This window comes from Kurthia zopfii (genome assembly GCF_003143955.1).
Lineage (GTDB): Bacteria > Bacillota > Bacilli > Bacillales_A > Planococcaceae > Kurthia > Kurthia zopfii.
This window is the reverse complement of the sequence record NZ_QFVS01000003.1, coordinates 89,130-108,937: the sequence shown is the minus strand read 5'-3', so window position 1 is coordinate 108,937 and position 19,808 is coordinate 89,130. Positions and strand designations below refer to the sequence as shown.

The 19,808-nt window shown below is 34.9% G+C and carries 19 protein-coding genes; 16 read left to right on the top strand and 3 right to left on the bottom strand.

Annotation, left to right across the window (positions count from 1 at the left end; translation table 11 throughout):
* Nucleotide 1: 1 nt before the first annotated feature.
* The 9 genes from DF281_RS02270 (at nt 2) to DF281_RS02230 (ending at nt 9,001) form a co-directional block, all read left to right on the top strand.
* Nucleotides 2-1,045, top strand: a complete 1,044-nt coding sequence (locus DF281_RS02270) for an NAD(P)/FAD-dependent oxidoreductase (RefSeq protein WP_109348614.1) — start codon at nt 2-4, stop codon at nt 1,043-1,045.
* 164 nt (nt 1,046-1,209) lie between these two features.
* A complete protein-coding gene (locus tag DF281_RS02265) occupies nt 1,210-2,211 on the top strand; it encodes a LacI family DNA-binding transcriptional regulator (RefSeq protein ID WP_109348613.1) in 1,002 nt (333 codons plus the stop codon).
* 137 nt (nt 2,212-2,348) lie between these two features.
* Nucleotides 2,349-3,749 (top strand): hypothetical protein, encoded by a 1,401-nt coding sequence (locus DF281_RS02260; protein ID WP_109348612.1) that lies wholly within the window; start codon nt 2,349-2,351, stop codon nt 3,747-3,749.
* Nucleotides 3,750-3,751: 2 nt separating this feature from the next.
* A complete protein-coding gene (locus DF281_RS02255; protein WP_109348611.1) occupies nt 3,752-5,173 on the top strand; it encodes an aldehyde dehydrogenase family protein in 1,422 nt (473 codons plus the stop codon).
* An 11-nt stretch (nt 5,174-5,184) separates the two neighbouring features.
* Entirely contained in the window at nt 5,185-6,360 is a 1,176-nt protein-coding gene (locus DF281_RS02250; RefSeq protein ID WP_109348610.1) for an iron-containing alcohol dehydrogenase, read from the top strand.
* 111 nt (nt 6,361-6,471) lie between these two features.
* Nucleotides 6,472-7,665, top strand: coding sequence for an AAA family ATPase (locus DF281_RS02245; RefSeq protein ID WP_109348609.1), 1,194 nt, complete (start codon nt 6,472-6,474; stop codon nt 7,663-7,665).
* A 3-nt stretch (nt 7,666-7,668) separates the two neighbouring features.
* Nucleotides 7,669-8,214 (top strand): hypothetical protein, encoded by a 546-nt coding sequence (locus DF281_RS02240; RefSeq protein WP_109348608.1) that lies wholly within the window; start codon nt 7,669-7,671, stop codon nt 8,212-8,214.
* Nucleotides 8,215-8,229: 15 nt separating this feature from the next.
* Complete coding sequence (locus DF281_RS02235) at nt 8,230-8,511, top strand: hypothetical protein (RefSeq protein WP_109348607.1); 282 nt, start codon at nt 8,230-8,232, stop codon at nt 8,509-8,511.
* Nucleotides 8,512-8,524: 13 nt separating this feature from the next.
* Nucleotides 8,525-9,001 (top strand): hypothetical protein, encoded by a 477-nt coding sequence (locus tag DF281_RS02230; protein WP_109348606.1) that lies wholly within the window; start codon nt 8,525-8,527, stop codon nt 8,999-9,001.
* 39 nt (nt 9,002-9,040) lie between these two features.
* On the opposite strand, the gene DF281_RS14870 is transcribed toward DF281_RS02230, so the two are convergent.
* Genes DF281_RS14870 through DF281_RS02215 form a run of 3 tightly spaced genes read right to left on the bottom strand, consistent with a single transcriptional unit; the run spans nt 9,041 to nt 10,248 of the window.
* Nucleotides 9,041-9,217, bottom strand: coding sequence for a Fe3+ hydroxamate ABC transporter substrate-binding protein (locus DF281_RS14870; protein WP_109348630.1), 177 nt, complete (start codon nt 9,215-9,217; stop codon nt 9,041-9,043).
* A gap of 15 nt (nt 9,218-9,232) precedes the next feature.
* Nucleotides 9,233-9,937, bottom strand: a complete 705-nt coding sequence (locus tag DF281_RS02220; RefSeq protein WP_109348605.1) for a DUF2812 domain-containing protein — start codon at nt 9,935-9,937, stop codon at nt 9,233-9,235.
* Entirely contained in the window at nt 9,934-10,248 is a 315-nt protein-coding gene (locus tag DF281_RS02215) for a PadR family transcriptional regulator (RefSeq protein WP_109348604.1), read from the bottom strand. The genes DF281_RS02220 and DF281_RS02215 overlap by 4 nt, the downstream gene beginning before the upstream one ends.
* 217 nt (nt 10,249-10,465) lie before the next feature.
* Between DF281_RS02215 and DF281_RS02210 the strand changes: the two genes are divergently transcribed.
* The 7 genes from DF281_RS02210 (at nt 10,466) to DF281_RS02180 (ending at nt 19,776) form a co-directional block, all read left to right on the top strand.
* Nucleotides 10,466-13,483 (top strand): DEAD/DEAH box helicase, encoded by a 3,018-nt coding sequence (locus tag DF281_RS02210; RefSeq protein ID WP_109348603.1) that lies wholly within the window; start codon nt 10,466-10,468, stop codon nt 13,481-13,483.
* A gap of 15 nt (nt 13,484-13,498) precedes the next feature.
* Entirely contained in the window at nt 13,499-14,467 is a 969-nt protein-coding gene (locus DF281_RS02205) for a DUF1835 domain-containing protein (protein WP_109348602.1), read from the top strand.
* Nucleotides 14,468-14,562: 95 nt separating this feature from the next.
* Nucleotides 14,563-15,552 carry a DNA/RNA non-specific endonuclease gene (locus tag DF281_RS02200; RefSeq protein WP_240605500.1) on the top strand — a complete coding sequence of 330 codons (990 nt, stop codon included), beginning with the start codon at nt 14,563-14,565 and terminating at the stop codon, nt 15,550-15,552.
* Nucleotides 15,553-15,619: 67 nt separating this feature from the next.
* The gene (locus tag DF281_RS02195; RefSeq protein WP_109348601.1) at nt 15,620-16,684 is read left to right on the top strand and encodes a DmpA family aminopeptidase; all 1,065 of its coding nucleotides are present in this window, start codon (nt 15,620-15,622) and stop codon (nt 16,682-16,684) included.
* A gap of 136 nt (nt 16,685-16,820) precedes the next feature.
* Nucleotides 16,821-17,813 (top strand): glycosyltransferase family 2 protein, encoded by a 993-nt coding sequence (locus tag DF281_RS02190; RefSeq protein WP_256595763.1) that lies wholly within the window; start codon nt 16,821-16,823, stop codon nt 17,811-17,813.
* A gap of 5 nt (nt 17,814-17,818) precedes the next feature.
* Nucleotides 17,819-18,337 carry a GtrA family protein gene (locus DF281_RS02185; RefSeq protein ID WP_109348600.1) on the top strand — a complete coding sequence of 173 codons (519 nt, stop codon included), beginning with the start codon at nt 17,819-17,821 and terminating at the stop codon, nt 18,335-18,337.
* Nucleotides 18,334-19,776, top strand: coding sequence for a hypothetical protein (locus DF281_RS02180; RefSeq protein WP_109348599.1), 1,443 nt, complete (start codon nt 18,334-18,336; stop codon nt 19,774-19,776). Before DF281_RS02185 ends, DF281_RS02180 begins: the two co-directional genes overlap by 4 nt.
* The last annotated feature ends 32 nt before the right edge of the window (nt 19,777-19,808 follow it).

The following is a 19,808-nucleotide window of genomic DNA, read 5'->3' as shown; positions in this document are numbered from 1 at the left end:
CATGTCTTTAGAATTGTATGATGTAACGATTGTCGGTGGCGGACCAGCTGGATTATTTACGGCATTTTATAGTGGAATGCGTGATTTAAAAACGAAGCTAATCGATTCGGGTTCAGAGCTTGGTGGGCGTATGCGCATTTATCAAGAGAAAATGATTTGGGATATTGGTGGTTCAAGACCGACTTTATGCCGCGATATTATTGATCAACTAATCGATCAAGCGAATACTTTTGAACCGACGATTATTTTAAATTCAGAAGTAACCGATTATGAAAAATTAGTCGATGGCAATTTCCTCATCACGACGCATGATGGGAAACAGCATTTATCAAGAACAGTCATTTTAGCGATTGGCTATGGCATGCTATCACTTCAAAAGCTTGAAATTGAAGGTGCCGATCGTTTCGAAATTACGAATCTTCATTACACAGTGCAAGAATTGGAGCAGTTCAGAGGGAAGCATGTACTCATCTCTGGAGGTGGCGATTCGGCTGTCGATTGGGCAAATGAACTCGTACAAATCGCTGAGCAAGTAACGGTTGTCCATCGTCGTGATGAATTCGGTGGTCATGAGCGCAACGTCGTGAATATGAAAAATTCTAAAGCAAATGTACTTACACCCTTTACAATTAAAAGCCTTCAAAGTGAAAATGGCGAGGCGATTAATGAAGTCATCATTGAACATACGGAAACTGCAGAAGAACGCTCGATTCCAGTGGATGCAGTCATTATCAATCATGGCTTCAAATATGATAGTGGCAAGTTAGAAGAATGGGGACTAGAGTTAGACAATGGTTGTGCGGTCGTCGATCATAAATGTGCGACGAGTATTCCGGGCATTTACGGTGCAGGAGATTTTACAACATACGATTCAAAAGTACGCCTGATCGCAGGTGCATTTGCTGATGCCGTACTCGCTTTAAACAATGCTAAAGTGTATATTACACCTGACGCACGCGAAGTCGCGATGGTATCATCCCATAATGCGAAGTTCAAAGAGAAAAACAAAGAACTCGGATTGGACGATTCGGAATATTACGGATAGCTGAGTGAAGAACACCTCCAAGTGATTGGAGGTGTTTTTGCTTAATTCCACCCTTGCCATTATAATAATAGAATAGTATATAAATTATGCGTGAAGGTATAGGAATTCGAGATTGCTATATCTTCATTTTTGCGTAAATCATTATATAGATTGGGGTGGGGCATATGGTGTCTTCAAAGGATGTAGCAAAGTTAGCGGGTGTGTCTCAGACGACAGTATCTCGTGTATTAAACGCGCCGGATCGTGTAAAGAAGCCGACGTTAGATAAAGTTTTAAATGCAATTCGTGAATTAAATTATGTACCAGATGCCAATGCACGCTCACTTGTTGGGCAAAATTCAAATACAATTGCATTACTTTCAGGGCCGTTACATAATCCATTTTTCGTCGATACAACTACGGCGATTGTTAATTATGCGAATGAATTCGGCTACAAAGTGAATGTTCAGTTCGTCAATGATGAGAATTTAAATGAAGCATATGAAACTGCGATCGGTACGAAAATAGATGGCGTGATTCTGTCATGTATTTTATTTGATGATCCATTTTTTGACCGTATGAAAAAGATGAATATTCCGTTCATTACATACAATCGTAAACATAAAAATAACGACCACTTCGTAGAAATCGATAATTTTGAAGCGGGTTATTTATCTGTGAAACATTTAGTTGATTTGAATCATAAAAAAATTAGCTGGGTTGGCGGGCCTTTATCGGTGAGTACATTCAAACATCGTTATGAAGGTTTTTTACAAGCATGTGAAGATTTCCAATTGGACATAGACGGTGCGCATATTTTACAAACGGATACTTCGAAGGAATCTTGTGAAGCAGCACTCATGACTTTACTTGATTTAAAAAACAAACCGACTGCCATTTGTTCAGGTTCGGATTCAATCGCATTGAACTTATTAAATTCTGCGACTACGAATGGTGTAAAGATCCCTGAAGAGCTTAGTATTGTTGGGATTGATAATGTTGAAATGAGTCAACATGGCATGATTCAATTGTCTACAATTGGCAGTGTTTCTGAAAGAAATCTCGGTCTTTTAGCAATCGAACAACTGATCAAGAATATCGAAAATAAAAATAATCCTTGCATAAATATTACGGAATCTGTTAAAGTTTTTGAAAGAGGTACGACGAAACGAATAGAACAAAGTTAGATTTTGTTTTATTTAAACGTAAATGAATACGTAACCATTTTGAGTGCTTTTTATTTTTTATTCGAAATGAATACGTAACCATTTAAAATGACAACGCTTTCTCGTATCGCTTCACAAAGAGGACTGGGGGAAAAGAAATGCTTTGGAAAAATAGAAAGTATGGCGAAGAGTCGCCGCATATTGCAGCTGGACCATTCAAGATTCGTATTCCATTCGTTCACTATCGATTCGAATGGCCAGACTACGTACAGGGGTTATTAATGTGCGCCGTCGATTTATCAGCAATTCCGTTACTTATGGCTTTATTGGGGATGCCATTTGAAGTCGCTTTAGCAATCGTTATGTTAAACGGCGTATTTTATTTATTACATCACTTACTAGGTGATCCGGCTGTTCCAGGATGGATTACACCCGCGATCCCATTGATCACATTATATTGTCAACAGTTCCCAGAAGGGCCAGAACGAATTCACTCGTTGATCGCGTTCCAATTAACCCTCGGGATACTCTGTTTGATACTTGGGGCGACCGGATTGGCGTCACGAGTAGTTAGTATTATTCCACCAGCTATTAAAACAGGGATTATTATGGGTGCAGGTCTTGCCGCAGTCATCTCAGTATTCCAATTAGGCGGGAAATTTGAAGTATTCCCTTGGACAATTTCAATTGCAGTAGGGATTGGTTTTTACTTAATGTTTTCGAAACATTTCGTGGCATTCCAAAAACGTAATAAGTTTTGGGGAACAATCGCAAAATTAGGTGTGCTTCCAGTTATTATTATCGCAATCGTTATTGCACCTATTTTTGGAGAAGCAAAATGGCCTTCAATTCAATGGGGAATTTCATCTCCTGACTTCGCAACATTATGGAATGAATACACAGTATTCGGTATTGGTATGCCTCCATTAATGATGTTCATTACGGCGATTCCGACAGTGTTCGCAGCATACATCGTCTTATTCGGTGATGTGATTCAAAATAAAGTTTTAGTAGAAGACGGTGCAGAAGCTCGTCCAGATGAAAAAGTTGAATACTCACCAAGCCGTGCGCACTGGATTATCGGTATTCGTAACGCAGTAATGAGTATTATTGGTCCGGATGTAACGATGTCAGGTCCTACTTGGTCAGCAATGCAAGTAGTCATGATCGAACGTTACAAAAAAGGGCGTAAAGCGATGGATTCATTATTCGGCGGTGTCGGTTCATTCCGCTGGGGTACGAACACAGGTTTATTATTACTACCAATCGTAAGTTTAGTAGAGCCGATTTTAGGTGTAGCGCTTGCGTTAACGATGTTAATTCAAGGTTATGTAAGTGTGAAAGTAGGTATTTTAGAAGCACGTAGTCAAACGGATTTAGGAATCGGTGGTGTCATTGCAGCAATCCTTTGTATTAAAGGTGCGGCATGGGGCTTCGCAGTAGGTATTCTATTGTGTCTATTAATTTACGGACGTCATTTCTTCCGCGGTGAAGTGGATGGCACGTTCACAAAGAATCAACGAGAGTATGAGAACAAGAAAGCTAATGAGGAGGCGTAATCATGCAAAAGAAATTTTATATAAATGGAGAATGGGTTGCGAATTCAGAATTTGCGACATTACAATCACCACATACGAAAGAGGTTATCGCAGAAATTCCACAAGCTACTGCACAACAAGTAGAAGTGGCAATTGATGCAGCGCATGATGCACGCGAACAAATGGCGAATTTAACTGCACTTGAAAGAGCAGAAATTTTAGAGCAGATCGCACAATTATTCCAAGACAATCGTCAACAAGCGGCAGAAATCATTTCACTAGAAGGTGCGAAACCAATTAAATTCGCACTTGGTGAAATTGATCGTACTGTCGAAACATATAAATTTGCGGCTGAAGAAGCAAAACGCTTAACTGGGGAATTAATTCCAATGGATGCGGCAAAAGGTGGAGCGAATCGTTTCGGCTACACAATTGAGCAACCAATTGGTGTTATTGGAGCTATTACTCCATTTAACTTCCCACAAAACTTAGTCGCACATAAAGTCGGCCCAGCAATTGCAGCAGGGAATACAGTCGTGTTAAAACCAGCTTCACAAACTCCACTTTCAGCATTATTTTTAGCGGAATTAATCGCGCAAACGAACTTACCAAAAGGCGCATTCAATGTTGTCACTGGTGGCGGACGTGTCGTTGGTGATGCACTTGTAGGTAGCGACAAAGTGAAAATGATTACATTCACAGGTAGTCCAGCAGTCGGAATTGGTATTCGTAATAAAGCAGGATTGAAAAAAGTTGCTTTAGAACTTGGCTCAAATGCGGGGTTAATAATCGACCGAAATACGGATCTTGATAAAATTGTTGCGAAATGTGTTGTAGGCGCATTTTCAAACCAAGGGCAAGTTTGTATTTCATTACAACGAGTATATGTAATGGATAGTGTTGCAGATGAGTTCATCGAAAAATTCGTAGCAGCGACGAAGAAATTAGTTGTCGGGAATCCACTTGATCCAACGACTGATGTAGCAGCAATGATTCATGCAGATGAACAAGTTCGTGCGAAAAACTGGATTGATGAAGCAATCGGTCATGGCGCTCAACTATTATCAGGTGGCGTTATTTCAGATGATGTATTTGAACCGACAATTTTATCTAATGTTGAAGCGCAAATGAAAGTTAGTTGCCAAGAAGTATTTGCGCCAATCGTCAGTATTAATCGTATTTCTTCTATTGAAGAGGGAATCAAGCAAATTAACGATTCAAACTACGGTTTGCAGGCTGGTATTTTCACAAATGATATTAAGACAGCGTTCAACGCTTCTAAGAAATTAGAAGTTGGTGGCGTGATGATCAATGATATTCCGACTTACCGTGTCGACCAAATGCCATACGGTGGCGTGAAAGAAAGCGGTACTGGTAAAGAAGGCTTGAAATATGCGATTCATGAAATGACAGAAACAAAATTAATCGTATGGAATCAAGAGTAGGGGGATTTAACATGACAGAGAAAATTACATTCGCACCAATTAGTTATACTGGTTGGGGTTCACTTAGTTATTTAACAGAAGAAGTACAACGTTTCGGCGCACAAAAAGTATTAATTATTACAGATCCATTTTTAAAAGATTTGGGTTTAACATATCGCGTAGAAGAACCACTTGCAGCATTAGGTATTACGACGGAACTTTATACGGAAGTTGTTCCTGAACCACCACTTGCAGTTGGCGAAAAGTTAGTTGCTTACACGCGTGAACATGCTTTCGACTTAGTCATTGGATTAGGTGGCGGTAGCGCACTTGATTTAGCAAAATTAGCGGGCGCATTAGCAGTTCATGACGGTAAAGTTGCGGATTACTTGAACTTAACAGGTTCAAAAAAAGTTAGCAAAAAAGGATTACCAACGATTTTAATTACGACAACTTCTGGTACAGGTTCAGAAATTACGAATATTTCTGTGCTGTCATTAGAAACGACAAAAGACGTTGTAGCGCATGATTATTTATTAGCGGATGTCGCAATTATTGATCCAGAATTAACACTTTCATTGCCTGCAAAAGTAACAGCAGCAACAGGAATTGATGCATTAACACATGCGGTTGAAGCATATATTTCGAAAAATGCCAGTCCTGTTTCAGATGCACTAGCATTACAAGCAATTCGCTTAATTAGTAATTCACTACGCACAGCTGTATTCGAAGGTTCGAATAAACAAGCTCGTACGGATATGAGCTACGGAAGTTATTTAGCGGGATTAGCGTTCTTCAACGCTGGTGTAGCAGGTGTTCACGCATTAGCATATCCATTAGGTGGCCAATTCCATATCGCTCATGGTGATTCAAATGCTGTATTACTTCCTTATGTCATGGGCTATATTCGCCAAAGCTGTGAAAAACGTATGAAAGATATTTACGATGCAATGGGCTTCAGCTCGATGAATCTTTCACAAGAAGAAGCTTCATATAAATGTGTCGATGAGTTGAAACGATTAGTTTCAGATGTAAATATTCCTTCTACTTTAAAAGGATTTAATATCGGTGAAGAAGCGTTAGAAGGTTTAACAGAAGACGCTACGAAACAAACACGTATTTTAGCAAGAAGTCCTTTAACATTAGAAAAAGAAGATATTTTTGCAATCTACAAATCAGCATTTGATGGTGTTATTGTAGAAAAATAGTGAATTGTGAACTCCCTAAAGAAATTTAGGGAGTTTTTTTGTTTTATATTATGTACGTAAAATTCGCATGAAATATAAAATTCAATTATACTAGATTTAGAGGTGATTCATTTGGATATAAAATTAATAAAGTCATCGGTTCGTGGACTAAAGCTTTTTAAAGATGAAAAAATTGAAATTAATATGATTACGACAAAAAAAGTGAATTTTGAAGAGGTAGAAGGAAATGTTGTAGAACATCTTTTTGGAAGTATATATAAACAAAATGTATTAGCATTCGCAGGAATCAACGCGTCTGGTAAAACGACTACATTGAAAATCTTAACGATGATGTTAGAATTATTTATTCAAAATAAATCATTAGATCAAGTTTCGAATGGAGAAGTTTTCGAACATTTTAATAATCAATGTACTTTTGAGAATGTTTTCTATTGGAATGAACAGCTATTTGAGTTAAGTTCTACTATAGAAAGAAATGAAAATGGGAAATATATATTTGTAGCGGAAACATTAAAAATTAAAAAAGCACGAGGAAATATTAGTAAAGAGAAGCTTTTGAAATTCGATGATCTACAACCAGATCGAACGAGAGAAGATATTGAGAAAGTGGCAAGAGGTTATTTACGTTCAGATTCAAGTATTTTTATGCAAGTGTTACTTGAAGCAAGTATGTTAAGCGGTAAACGTTATGTTTATGATATGACAGGTTTTACAAATATTAACGTATTTGGCACGATGCGAAATATTCCAGCTGCATATATTCAATATTTAGATCCAACGATTGAAGAAATTGAATTTATTAACCCAGAGCAATCAATGCATTTTTCAAAAATGATTGTAAAGGTTAAATTTTCAAATGAAGAAATTCGTGAAATACCGGCAATCGATTTATGGAAGTATCTATCTTCAGGTACAATCAAAGGATTAAATCTTTTGATTACGATTGAAAATGTATTAAAAACAGGTGGCTATATTTTAATTGATGAAATGGAAAATCATTTAAATAAAACTGTCGTTATTACTTTAATTAATCTGTTTAAAAGTGAAGTGAATAAAAATAATGCGACGCTTATTTTTTCAACGCATTACAGTGAAATATTAGACGACATTGACCGAAGCGATAGTATTTATTTCAGCACGAAAGAAAATGGAGCAATTGAACTTACAAATCTATCAACTTTTTCGACAAGAGCAGATAAAAAGAAAAGTAATATATATTTAAGCGGTTTAATGGGAACAGCACCAAAATATAAAGGATATGTTGCGCTGAAAAAAGAATTAATGAGTGCAATGAGTGAGGAATAATAGATGTTCAATCATATTCCGAATAATTTAGTAGCCTGTATTTGTGAAGGAAATGCTGAACTAGAAATTATCGAAATGTTATTGGAACAAAACGTATTGAAATTCCAGTCGGGTGATTTATTAGATGGACAGTTATTTACGAGACTAATGAGAAAACCGAAAAATTTAGAAACACGATATTTAACTCAAATATATGAACCGAATCAAAAGATTGAAATTATTAGAGTGATTGATTCTAGAACGGAAAAGTATCAGATTAAGGGTGCTTTCAAAAATATTTTGGAAGGTGAAGTCATTAACTGTTATACGAGCCCTGAGATTGAAATGCTAATTATTTTAAATGAAGGAAAGTACGAAAACTATCAAAGAAGTAATAAGAAACCAAGTTCATACTGTACAGAAGATTTAAAGCTTGGAAAGGGTATTAAGCAGAAAGGGTTTATGAAAAATTATTTTAGTGAAATGGCAGACTTACTAAATGCTTTACAACTGTATCATCAAAAAAGACCAGTAAAATCTGAAGACACGATTTATAGTTTATTAAAGTAAATAGTAGGTGAAAAAATGAAATTAATCGCACAACATGAATATATAAAATTAGAGCGACAAGTGACGGGGCTCGAACAAAATCAGATTGAACATAATCGCATCATTTATTTATATGAGGATCGTGTCGTTACCGCATATCGAGAATTCCCAATTAATATTGTGACTGACATTTCGTACAAAGCGATTGCCAATGAAGGTGGCTTACTTTATTTACACACGATGCGTGGCGTATTCATGTATCAAGTGAAGCAATCACCGGAGCGATTTATTGAAGCGTATAAGAAATTTTTTAAGTGAGGTGCGCGTAAAGTTGGAAATTAGAACGAGTATTTATATAGAGGATACAGATGAATTTATGCCAATTTCACAAATGGGCTCAATTCGAGAATTTACCATGCGAAAAGATGATTTTTTAACAGATGGTTTTACGAATTTGGATGGAAAAATTGTCTTTGAAGGCTATCAAATAGTAGATTTTGATCAATCGGATGAGATTGATCCTCTATGGAATTACTATGCGCAAACATTGCTTGAATGTATGGAATCGGGCTATGGTGAAATCTATTTTCCAAACGCGCCAATCGAAGTGAAATTTGAGAAAAAGGGAAAACATTATTTGAAATTAACAGTGGATGATCAATCATTAACAAGTGAAGTGACGACCTTTATTACTGCTTTTTGCGAAGCTGCTGGAGAATTTATGACATTTAGAAACATCGTAACCAATGGGGAATATACGGATGATTTAGAGGCGAACTTACAAAAACTAGTACAGATTAGAATATAAAAAATGAACCTACTCATTATGAATAGGTTCATTTTTTATTTATTTCTCGAATTTTTCCTTTGAACATTCTTCACAAATGAACGTTCCTTCGAGGTTTAAAAATGCTTTAATTTCAGTAATTCCTTTTCTTTTTGGGTAGCGTAATTTTACATAAACTTCTTCATCATTTTGAATGGTTTTTTTACATGAAATACATGTTGGTGTAATGAGTAAAATAAGATAGCCTCCTTATTAGGCATTTTTCATTGAGAGAAAGAATTTAATAATGAATTGAAGTATTAAAACGCCTGCAATTCCACCTATAATGGCAGAAACAATTATTAGCCATGCGCTTGAATACAAAAAGAAAAGTGATGAGATCCCGAGTATTAAACATGTAATCGGTACAGCTTTACTTAAAAAATACTTGAAAGCTTTATTTTCGGTACGCCATTTATTACCGAATGAAGCAAGTGTTGTTAGTAATAATGGAATTGATAATAGCGTAAGTAAAGAAGCAATCGTAAATGAGATTGTCTGTAAGGAACTTGCTAATTGGCTATGAATAAACCATGCAGTAAAAGTTAAAAGAATAAGTGCTAGTGAAATGGTTTTTAAAGATTTTGTAGAGTTTTCATATTTCGTTATTTTCGTTTCTTGATCTGTATAGATTGGCGTAGTTTCAGGTGGTGCAGTGAATAAATGTAAATCAGATTGCGAATCAATATGAGACCAACCAGATTGTTGGAAAAGCTCGAAATATTCTTCTGAATCAGTATTTAATTTATGATAATCAATACAGTAAATATGATTAGTTGGCTCACCCTTTTGTAATGAATAACCTAAGGGCGCAAATTTTTCAACATGCCATCCTTTCGCTGCAAGCTTATTAAGTTTATCCATATCTTTTTGCTCTGAAAAAGCCAATCCACCAGACATAAGATACTTCTTCTTCATTCTAATTCCTCCATTTCTTTTTCTGCTAAAGAAATCATTCTTTTTCTTAATTCAACATCCTTCAATAAGATGCTACGACCTAAATCTGTTAATGTATAAATCTTTCTTCTCGAATCGGAATCGTCATATAAGAAAATCCATTCATTTTGCAGTAGCTTTTTAATAATTGTGTACATAGAAGCGGGGCCAATTTTAATCAGTCCATGTGAGGCTTCTTCTATTAAGCTCATCACAGCATAACCATGTCTTGGCTTTGCCAATGCTGACATGATATGGAACATTGAGTCTGTTAATTGATCATTATTTTTCAAAGTATCATCTCCTGATATATCACATTATGATATATTGTATTTTCAATGTATCACAATGTGATATAGTTGTCTACACTTAGCTTTTAAATAAATAAGAGAAGTATAGTGAATATTTATAAGTCTTTTTATCTAAATTAATCAATTGTTAAACGACATAGGAACATATTATGTTAGGCTTAATAATAAAATGAAAATTTTAGTCGAGGTGGAAATATTAGTGAATAAGTATGGTGATATTTTAGATTCGTGGATTACAATAGAGCAGTTTACTGAAGGAACAATCAATAAGAAAGATCGAGCTATTCAACAGTTGTTTAAAAAGGAGCAAGATTGGAAAAGTTACTTTTTGAATTACATAAAAAAACAAGGTTCTTATGGAAAAAATCCAGGTATTGTATTTTACTTTGGGATTTTTGAGTTTAAAGAAGTTATAGAATATTTTTGTACAACATATAAAATACAATTAAATGATGAAAATGTAACAAACTCTGAAAAATTTTCAATTGCAATTTATTTTGATGATTACATGAATATAGAAGTAGAAAAATTATTTTTAACAATAAGTGGATATATTAAAGAACATAAGGTATTCCCAATGGATTTCACAAAAATTGAAAATGAAGTGAAAGATCAATTAGCTATTAAATTTAATACAGATTTTAATAAAGCTTTCAATGAATTAATGTTGAAGTATGGAAGTTTAAAGGCTTTTAGATATAAATATTTAAGCGATATTGAAAATATGGATGCAAATCTGCATTCATTTTTTATTGAAGATCTTACAAAAGCTAAAAAAATTAACCAAGATAATTTAAATCGATATTTAAGAGGGTTTTCAGGAAACAGAATTAATCTTGATAGTAATAAAAACTCTTCAAATTTTAATCCGAGAATTTTTGAAGAAGGCGTCTTGCAACCAAAGTTATATCCATTAGGTAGATTTCTAGGAGATGTTGAACATAAGTCATCGTTTATGCAACAAGTCGCAATTAATCTTTCTTTAAACGATTCGAATAATATCATGAGTGTCAATGGTCCTCCAGGAACAGGTAAGACAACCTTATTAAAAGAAATTTTTGCGGACCTGATCGTTAAACAAGCGATTGATATAACAAAAATGAAGTCAAAAGAAATAGAAAGGGACGTTGTATATTTTAAGAGTGGTAAATTTGGTTTCTTACCAAATGTAATTTCTGAAAAAAATATTGTAGTTGCAAGTTCGAACAATGGTGCTGTACAAAACATTGTTGATGATCTGCCTAAACTAAAAGGTTTAAGTAATGAAGTGAGCGAAGAAATATTAAATGTAGATTATTTTACCGAAATCGCGAACGAAGAAAGTGAAAAAAGTAAATTGAATTGGGGCGTTTTCTCACTTGAAGGTGGGAAGAACTCAAATATTAAAAAACTTATGTCGACAATTGAAATGATGGTATTGGAATTAAAAGATAATTATATTAATGATGGAAATGTTTATGAAGAGTTTAATGAAATACTATTTAAAGTTGAGCGTTATAAGGAAAATATGCAAGGGCTGTTTGAAAAAAATATTAAATTAGGAGAGCTGAAAAGAGATTATTCTGAACGAGAAAAGAAATTTAATGAAGAAAAACATAATCTAGAAGATAAATTGACTTCCGATTTAGAACATATTAATTACGAAGAAATAAAAAATGAAAATAAAATTAATGACATAGATTTAATGATTGGTGATTTAGAAATCGAGGAACAAAATCAATTAGAATTAAATGATTTATCCAAAAAGAAATTGATGTTACTAGAGACGAATAAGCCAAGTTTTTATGCATTCAAAAAAATTTTTTCAAGGAAAATAATTCGTAATTACCTAAATAGTGTAAGCGAGCAGTTGGAATTAGTTGCTCATGAAACTAAACTAATTCATGACATTAAAAATAGTAAAAGGGAAAGAAATAAAGAATTATTAACATGTGAAAAAACGCTTAATAAGCTAAATACTACAAAAAAAGAGTTAATTGCTAAATTTGAAAAGTGGGAAACTCAGCAAATCCGATTGCTTAATAAAATTGATAATCAAATTACTTCAATTACAAATGAATTGCAGTCATCGGGCATTGAAGTGATAGACCTTTCGGTTAGTTATGAAGAACTTCAAAATTCTAATCCCTGGTATGGAGATGAATTTAGGGAATTACAAATGCAGTTATTTATGGCTGCACTAAAAGTAAGAAAACAGTTTTTATATGAAAATTATAAAAGTCTTAAGGCTGCTGTATTGGTTTGGAAAAACCAAGAACAACAATTGTCTAAGGATAATGGCTATGAATTAATAAATGAATCATGGCATTGGATTAACTTTGCTATTCCTGTAATAGGTACTACATTCGCAAGTTTGAGTAAGATGTTTAAATATATGAATGAAAATAGTATTGGACATCTCTTTATTGACGAAGCTGGACAAGCATTACCACAATCAAGTATTGGTGGAATATTTAGAAGTAATAAAGTTGTAGTGGTAGGAGATCCTGAACAAATCAAACCAGTATTGCCGCTTGATCCAAAAGTATTAAATATTATTGCTAAGAAGTATAACGTAGATGAGAAATTTATTTCAGAAAGTGCTTCTACACAAACAATTGTTGATGATACAAGTCAGTTTGGCTTTTATAAGGAAGATGATTGGATTGGTATTCCACTTTGGGTTCATAGACGTTGTGATAACCCAATGTTCAGTATTTCGAATAAAATTTCTTATAACGGTTTAATGGTGTTACCACCAAAGAAAAAATCGTCGGGTATTTCTAAATGGTATGACATTACTGGTGTAGCAAAAGAAAAATATGTGCATGAACAAGGAGAAAAATTAAAAGAAGAGATTAAAGGAATTATCGAAAATAATCCTCTTAAGAAATCAAATATCTATGTTATAACGCCGTTTAAAAATGTTGCTCAGAAACTTGTGAAAACATTAGAAGAAATCGACTTCCCAATCAAAGAAAATAACAAAGTTGTTAATATTGGAACTGTTCATACATTCCAAGGAAAAGAAGCGGATATAGTTTTTCTTGTGTTAGGCGCAGATATGAGTAGCAAAGGCGCAGCTAATTGGGCAGTAGAACAACCAAATATTATTAATGTTGCGGCGACGAGAGCGAAAAAGGAACTTTATATTATTGGGGATAAAAAGCTCTATTCATCCTTAGGTAGTTCAGTAGCAAATAATACAATGAAAATAATTGAAGCTTATAATAAATAATTTGGAGGTTTTACAATGTTTACAGAAATTCGTTCAATCTTAAATTCGATTAGTGAGAAAGATGCAAAAGTGTTACTTCAATATATTTTCATGGAGATGAAATCGGTTGAGGAGAATAAAATAGATGCGAGTGCTTTTTTTGAAGACGTGAAAGAAACATACGGTGATTTAATTCGATCAGTGGAATCTCAACAAATAGAGGCGACTGAATGTTCATCTACACATATCGTCTTTGGAGTTTCAACTAGTGGCAGTTTGAAGATGGCGATTCAAGAAAATGTTATTTGTTTTGATGATATTTTTTCAATTGCACCAATCACTGAGTTACATGAGGCAAAAGGGATTGCGAAGCGTCATGAGTGGCTCGATGGTCATTTGAATATGGAAGATGAAGAGAGTTTTTCATACGAGAAGAATTGTATGAATAATATTGAAAAACTTTCTACGATTCCTGCAACTCACCCAATTTATATTTGGGCTGGAGAGAATGCGCATGAGCAGACAGCGTTAATGTTTATACTGGATCAATTAAAGCATCATTCGAATGAAATTATTTGGGTCAATCCGAATAAATTATATGATGTTCGTTACACTGGAGAAGTGTATAGTGAGCAATTAAATACGCTGCTAAAAGATGAAAATTCGCAAACATTACTTTCGAAAGATGTACTTCATGAATTCGAAAAACAATGGGAAAAATTAACAGAAAATGAAAGTATGCTTAGAATTTGGGAAGATGGCAAAGTTAAAACTGTGCAAGTGTCCTATTTCGATGAATTTATTTTAGAAATGGTGAAAGAAGCTGGCGGAGAAGGTGATTTTATACTAGCTGCAAGAGCAGTTGGAGAGGTCATCGGTAACTTAGAACAATATATTGGTGATCGATTTATTGAGTACCGCATCATTCAATTAGCTCTATCCGGTAAACTCGCTTTGCAAGGTGTACCAAAAGGAATGCGCTACTTTAAAGTGAAAACTAAATAAAAAAACCCATATATTTGGAATTTGGACGTTTTTTAACTTTCTTTCTGTTAAAATGTACCTATACAATAATATTTAGAGATATAGGAGCGTTTAAATTGAAAAAGAATATGAGTTTTTTAGTAGCTGCTTTTATGGCAGTTTTACTAGTAGGTTGCTCGAATGAAGAAGAAGCTGCGGTAACGGATTCGAAAGCTGAAGCCGAAGTAGTTACGCCAGTGGAGAAAGAAGAAAAGGCTGAGCCGGTTAAAGAGGAAAAAGAAGAGCCAGTTGTTGAAAAGAAAGAACCAGTAGAAGAGAAAAAAGAAGAAAAACCAAAGCCAAAACCAAAACCGAAGAAAGATCAGTTTGCAGGCTACACTTTAATTGTAGTGGATGGTGGCGATTTATCGGGAACTAGACAGTCGAAAGTAGTCGTAGATATTGGTTTTGGTGATCGTAAATATTGGGCATTTACGAATGAACATGGTCAATTAGTGCGCGTAATTGCGGATCGAATTACTGTGCAGGATGATGCGACAGAGCCAGTAAAATCAACAGGTCGTTACTATTCTGATGAAGCGAAAGTTCCAGGAGTGGAGCGTTCAGACCTTGATGAAGGGCATATTATTGCGGATTCATTAGGTGGCGTTTCAAATGCGTACAATATTACGCCACAAGATAGTACATTAAATCGTCATGGTGATCAAGCTTATATGGAGCGAGTAATGCGTGATGCAGGTGGAGCGACGAATTTCGAAGCGATTATTACGTATCCGAATACGACAACGCAAATCCCTTCTAGATACAAATATACGTACACTTTACGTGGTGAAAAAATTGTCGATGAATTTGACAATAAAAACCCTGATCAAGAAAATGCAAAACAAGGATTAACAACACAAAAACCAGCTGCTTCAAAACCAACAGCACCGAAGCAAAATGCGCCAGCAGCTAGTGGTAATTTAGCTTCAGTTGATACGAATGGGAATGGTGAAGTAACGATTGCTGAAGCTAAAGCAGCGGGCTATAAAATGCCGATAACAAGAGATCATTGGTTATATCAATACATGCGTGATAATGATAATGATGGCATGGTAGGGGAATAGAACAGAGAGTTACATCTTTAGCGATAAAGGTGTAACTTTTTTTACATAAAATAAAGGGGTGCTTTAAATGCATAATAAGAAAAAAATTCGAGATTATGGAATTGAGATTGGGGAAATGAAGAAGGGGCGTTTAAATGCGATTACAGATGTCGAAGGGGTAAAAGTAGGGCATGTCACTTTGAGTGAAGGGGATATGCAGACGGGTGTCACGGCAATCCTCCCTCATAGTGGCAATGTATTTAAAGAAAAATTAGTCGCTTCAAGCCATGTCATCAATGGTTTTGGTAAGTCAATGGGGACGGTTCAATTGGCGGAGCTTGGGACGATTGAAACACCGATTATTTTGACGAATACTTTAAGTACGGGTGTTGCAGCAGATACTTTAATTGACTATATGTTAGAACAGAATCCTGAAATTGGGCGAACGACAGGTACGGTGAATTCAGTAATTGGTGAATGTAATGATATGATCATCAACGATATCCGCGGTAAATATGTTAAACCCGAGCATATACGAGAAGCACTGATTAACTGCCATGAAGTATTTGAAGAAGGAGCAGTCGGCGCAGGAACGGGTATGCTTTGCTATTCATTAAAAGGAGGAATCGGCTCCGCTTCGAGAATAATGGACTTCGAATTTGGCTCGTATACATTAGGTGTACTCGTTTTGACGAACTTTGGCATATTAAAAGACTTTATGATTCAAGGGAATCCAGTTGGTCAGCAATTGAAGCAAAAACTCGATGAAGTGTATAAGGAAGAAGATAAAGGCTCGATCATGACAATTGTTGCGACCGATTTACCGGTTTCGGAAAGACAACTTCAAAGGATTTTAAAAAGAACGGTGACAGGGCTATCACGAACAGGCTCGATTATAACAACAGGTAGCGGAGAAGTTGTTATCGGATTTTCGACAGCGACAAAAATTCCGCATGATGAAAAAACGAAATTAATAGCGATTCCTCAAATTCCAGAAGAAGTGATCGATGTCGCTTTTCGAGCAGTAGGTGAAGCGACGGAGGAAGCGGTATTGAACTCGATGATTACAGCACATGAAATCGTAGGTCGAGATGGAAATTCGAGACCAGCATTGAAAGATTTATTAGAGAAATGTAATATTAGCTTACTGTAAATTTACTTATTTATAGGGCAAATTAGCGTTTTATGCATAGATTTTATTAAATAATGAAAAAATAACAATTCATAATAAATTTATGTTAAAATTGTTACAAAATCAAAATATAGCAATATATGGAAGGGTGTAAGTATTGAAAAAGCTTATTTCAATATGTGTGCCGATGTACAACGAATCTGAAAACATCGATGCATTTTATAAGCAACTAACAACAACGATTAAACCTCTAACTCAAAAGTATGATTTTGAGTTCCTTTTTATTAATGACGGAAGTTTAGATGACAGTGTTAATAAGGTAAAAGCCTTAGCTCAAGTAGATTCGAGCGTAAAATTATTAGACTTATCTAGAAACTATGGCAAGGAAGTTGCGATGGCTGCTGGTTTTGACTATTGCCAAGGTGATGCAGTGATTACGATGGATGCAGATCTTCAACATCCGCCTAAAGTGATTCTTGAAATGGTCGAACATTGGGAGGCCGGGTATCTTGATGTATACGGCAAAAGGAATGAGCGAAAAGGCGAAAGTTTTATAAAAAAGAAAATGTCCGAAATGTATTATAAATTATTAATCAAATTTTCTAAAGTGGAAGTATTACCAGGTGTAGGCGATTACAGATTATTAGATCGTGTATGCATTGATAGTATTATCCGCATTAAAGAAACGCAAAGGTATACAAAAGGTCTGTATATGTGGATTGGTTTCCGTAAAAAAGAAGTCCACTTCGATGCAGAAGAACGATTTGCTGGAGAAACTAAGTGGAAGTTCATGGATTTATTAAAGCTCGGTATTGATGGCTTAACATCAAACACGACATTCCCACTCAAAATCGCAGGTATTTTAGGCGGCATTCTCTCAGTAAGTTCGATACTCTATATGGTGTATATATTGATTTCGACATTAATTTACGGAACGAGTGTACCAGGCTACCCAACGCTCGTAACATTGATTTTACTGCTGGGTGGTTTCCAACTAATTTCACTAGGAATCATGGGTGAATACTTAGGGAAAATCTTCCACGAAACTAAAAATAGACCGCTTTATTTCGTTCAAGAATACACAGGTGAAACAATTGAACTCGAAAAAATTCAAGTGCCGCAAAGATTTGCGAAAACAGAAAGTGTATAAAACGAATGAATCGATTACTTAAAAATGAAAAAATACTCTATTTAATATTTGGAATTGGTACTACAGCAGTCTATTTTTTAACGAGGTTTTTAATTGTAAATATTACTGGAAACTCAATGTGGGCAGTAATTACAGCGCAGGTTTCAGCAATCCTATTTGCATACTTTACGAATAAAATCTTTGTTTTCAAAGATCGTAAATGGAAGCCTTTCGATTTATTAAAACAACTATCAGGATTTATCGCAGGTCGAGCATTTGTTTTTGCATTAGATTTGGCAATTACCTATGTTGCGGTCGTAGCATACTCAAAAGAAATCATCCATTTCTTAGGATTAAATTTAATTAATTATGATTTTATTCTGTTCTCATCTTCTATAACAAAAGGTTTTATAGGAACACCAGCATTATTAAATGAATTTATTTTTGTTTTTGTTGTACAAGTGTTAGCAGTCATCATTAATTACATTATTTCAAAAAAAGCCGTCTTCAAAGCGGAAAGAGTGAATAAGGAGCAGTTGCATTGATTACTACAACTTTTAAGAAAAGTTACATTTGGCTATCAATCTGTGCATTTTATGCATTGATTGCCTCATTATTATTACTTTCAGGTGATGATTGGGCATGGGGTTCAAAAGAAGGATGGTCAAGACTTGAAAATGGCTTCGATTATTATAATGGACGCTATTTAGGGAATGTAATTGAAATATTCATTACGCGCTCTCTACTATTTAGAATCGCAATTTATGCGTTAATAAATACAGGGATTGTGTATATGACTTGGGTTTTATTAAATAGGAAGTATAGCGTACCATTAATTCTAGCACTCGTTGTGTCTATGCCAATCGCAATTTATGCTGAGACATATGGTTGGTTAGCAGGTTTCGCGAACTACAATACGTCATTACTGGCAATCCTCTATATTTTATATGTAGCAAAGAAAAAACAACCGAAAATTATTGAACTGTTTTTAGTATTAATTGTCGCGTTTTTAGGACAGTTTTTCGTCGAAAACGTTTCTGTCGCGAGCATTGTGATGGCAGTGATCGGACTACTACTGGCAATGTTCTATAAAGAAAAGAAAGTCGTCTTTATTATGTGGCTAATTGGTGCAGCGGTCGGCGCATATATTATGTTCTCTAACACCGCTTACCATACGGAAGGGAATATGCGTGAAGTTGGCGGATTAGACTTCACAGTACTATTCACAACGATGATCACGAGCTGGAGTGAATTTTATTTTAAAGATAATTTAATTCTCATCGTATTGTTTACGATCGTATTAGCAATCATCGGCAAAGGGCAAAAGTATTTAGTAGGCTCTGTCGTCGTAATCGCGATGTATTTCATTATTAGAAATCTAGTTGGTTTAAGTTCAACATCATTGCCGTATTACTTATTAGTAGTGGAATTTATTTTAATGTGTATTTATTTGATTGCGCTATTAATAATAGTAGGAAAATCAAAAGTAAAAAATGAAAATAAACGCTATTTCTATACGTATTTCTTATACGCAATCATTTTACTAGGTCCTTTCTTATTAATCACGCCATTCGGTCCACGAAATATGTTACTAACATACATATTATTAGTAATTTGTTTACTATTAATTTGTGATGAAAAAATCGAAGGATGGTTAGCGAAAGGGAAAAATCCAATCGCACTAGCTGCCATCGGATTATGTGCAACTTTCCTAATTATGCATGGCGCAAATAAATTAGAAGATCAAAATCGATATGATCAATTAATCGAGGAATATGAAGCGGGAGCGAAGTATTCAACATTGACGAGATTACCTTTTGAAAAACTTGGCCATGATTTAACGCCGAGATTTGATAACCTTCAAAGACAACGACAAATTGAATATTATAACTTACCATCAGATATTCGAATTCGATTATCAAATTATGTGCATATTGAGCCAGAACCACCATATGGCCCAATCGAACCGAAGTATTTAAGATAGTAATTTACAACCTTCACCTCTTAGTAGGTGAA

Excerpts from the sequence above, each read along its gene's own strand:
- DF281_RS02195 (WP_109348601.1), top strand. The coding sequence starts at position 15,620 with ATGCATAATAAGAAAAAAATTCGAGATTATGGAATTGAGATTGGGGAA.
- DF281_RS02255 (WP_109348611.1), top strand. The coding sequence starts at position 3,752 with ATGCAAAAGAAATTTTATATAAATGGAGAATGGGTTGCGAATTCAGAA.
- DF281_RS02270 (WP_109348614.1), top strand. The coding sequence starts at position 2 with ATGTCTTTAGAATTGTATGATGTAACGATTGTCGGTGGCGGACCAGCT.
- DF281_RS02265 (WP_109348613.1), top strand. The coding sequence starts at position 1,210 with ATGGTGTCTTCAAAGGATGTAGCAAAGTTAGCGGGTGTGTCTCAGACG.
- DF281_RS02205 (WP_109348602.1), top strand. The coding sequence starts at position 13,499 with ATGTTTACAGAAATTCGTTCAATCTTAAATTCGATTAGTGAGAAAGAT.
- DF281_RS02235 (WP_109348607.1), top strand. The coding sequence starts at position 8,230 with ATGAAATTAATCGCACAACATGAATATATAAAATTAGAGCGACAAGTG.
- DF281_RS02185 (WP_109348600.1), top strand. The coding sequence starts at position 17,819 with ATGAATCGATTACTTAAAAATGAAAAAATACTCTATTTAATATTTGGA.
- DF281_RS02240 (WP_109348608.1), top strand. The coding sequence starts at position 7,669 with ATGTTCAATCATATTCCGAATAATTTAGTAGCCTGTATTTGTGAAGGA.
- DF281_RS02250 (WP_109348610.1), top strand. The coding sequence starts at position 5,185 with ATGACAGAGAAAATTACATTCGCACCAATTAGTTATACTGGTTGGGGT.
- DF281_RS02220 (WP_109348605.1), bottom strand. The coding sequence starts at position 9,937 with ATGAAGAAGAAGTATCTTATGTCTGGTGGATTGGCTTTTTCAGAGCAA.
- DF281_RS02260 (WP_109348612.1), top strand. The coding sequence starts at position 2,349 with ATGCTTTGGAAAAATAGAAAGTATGGCGAAGAGTCGCCGCATATTGCA.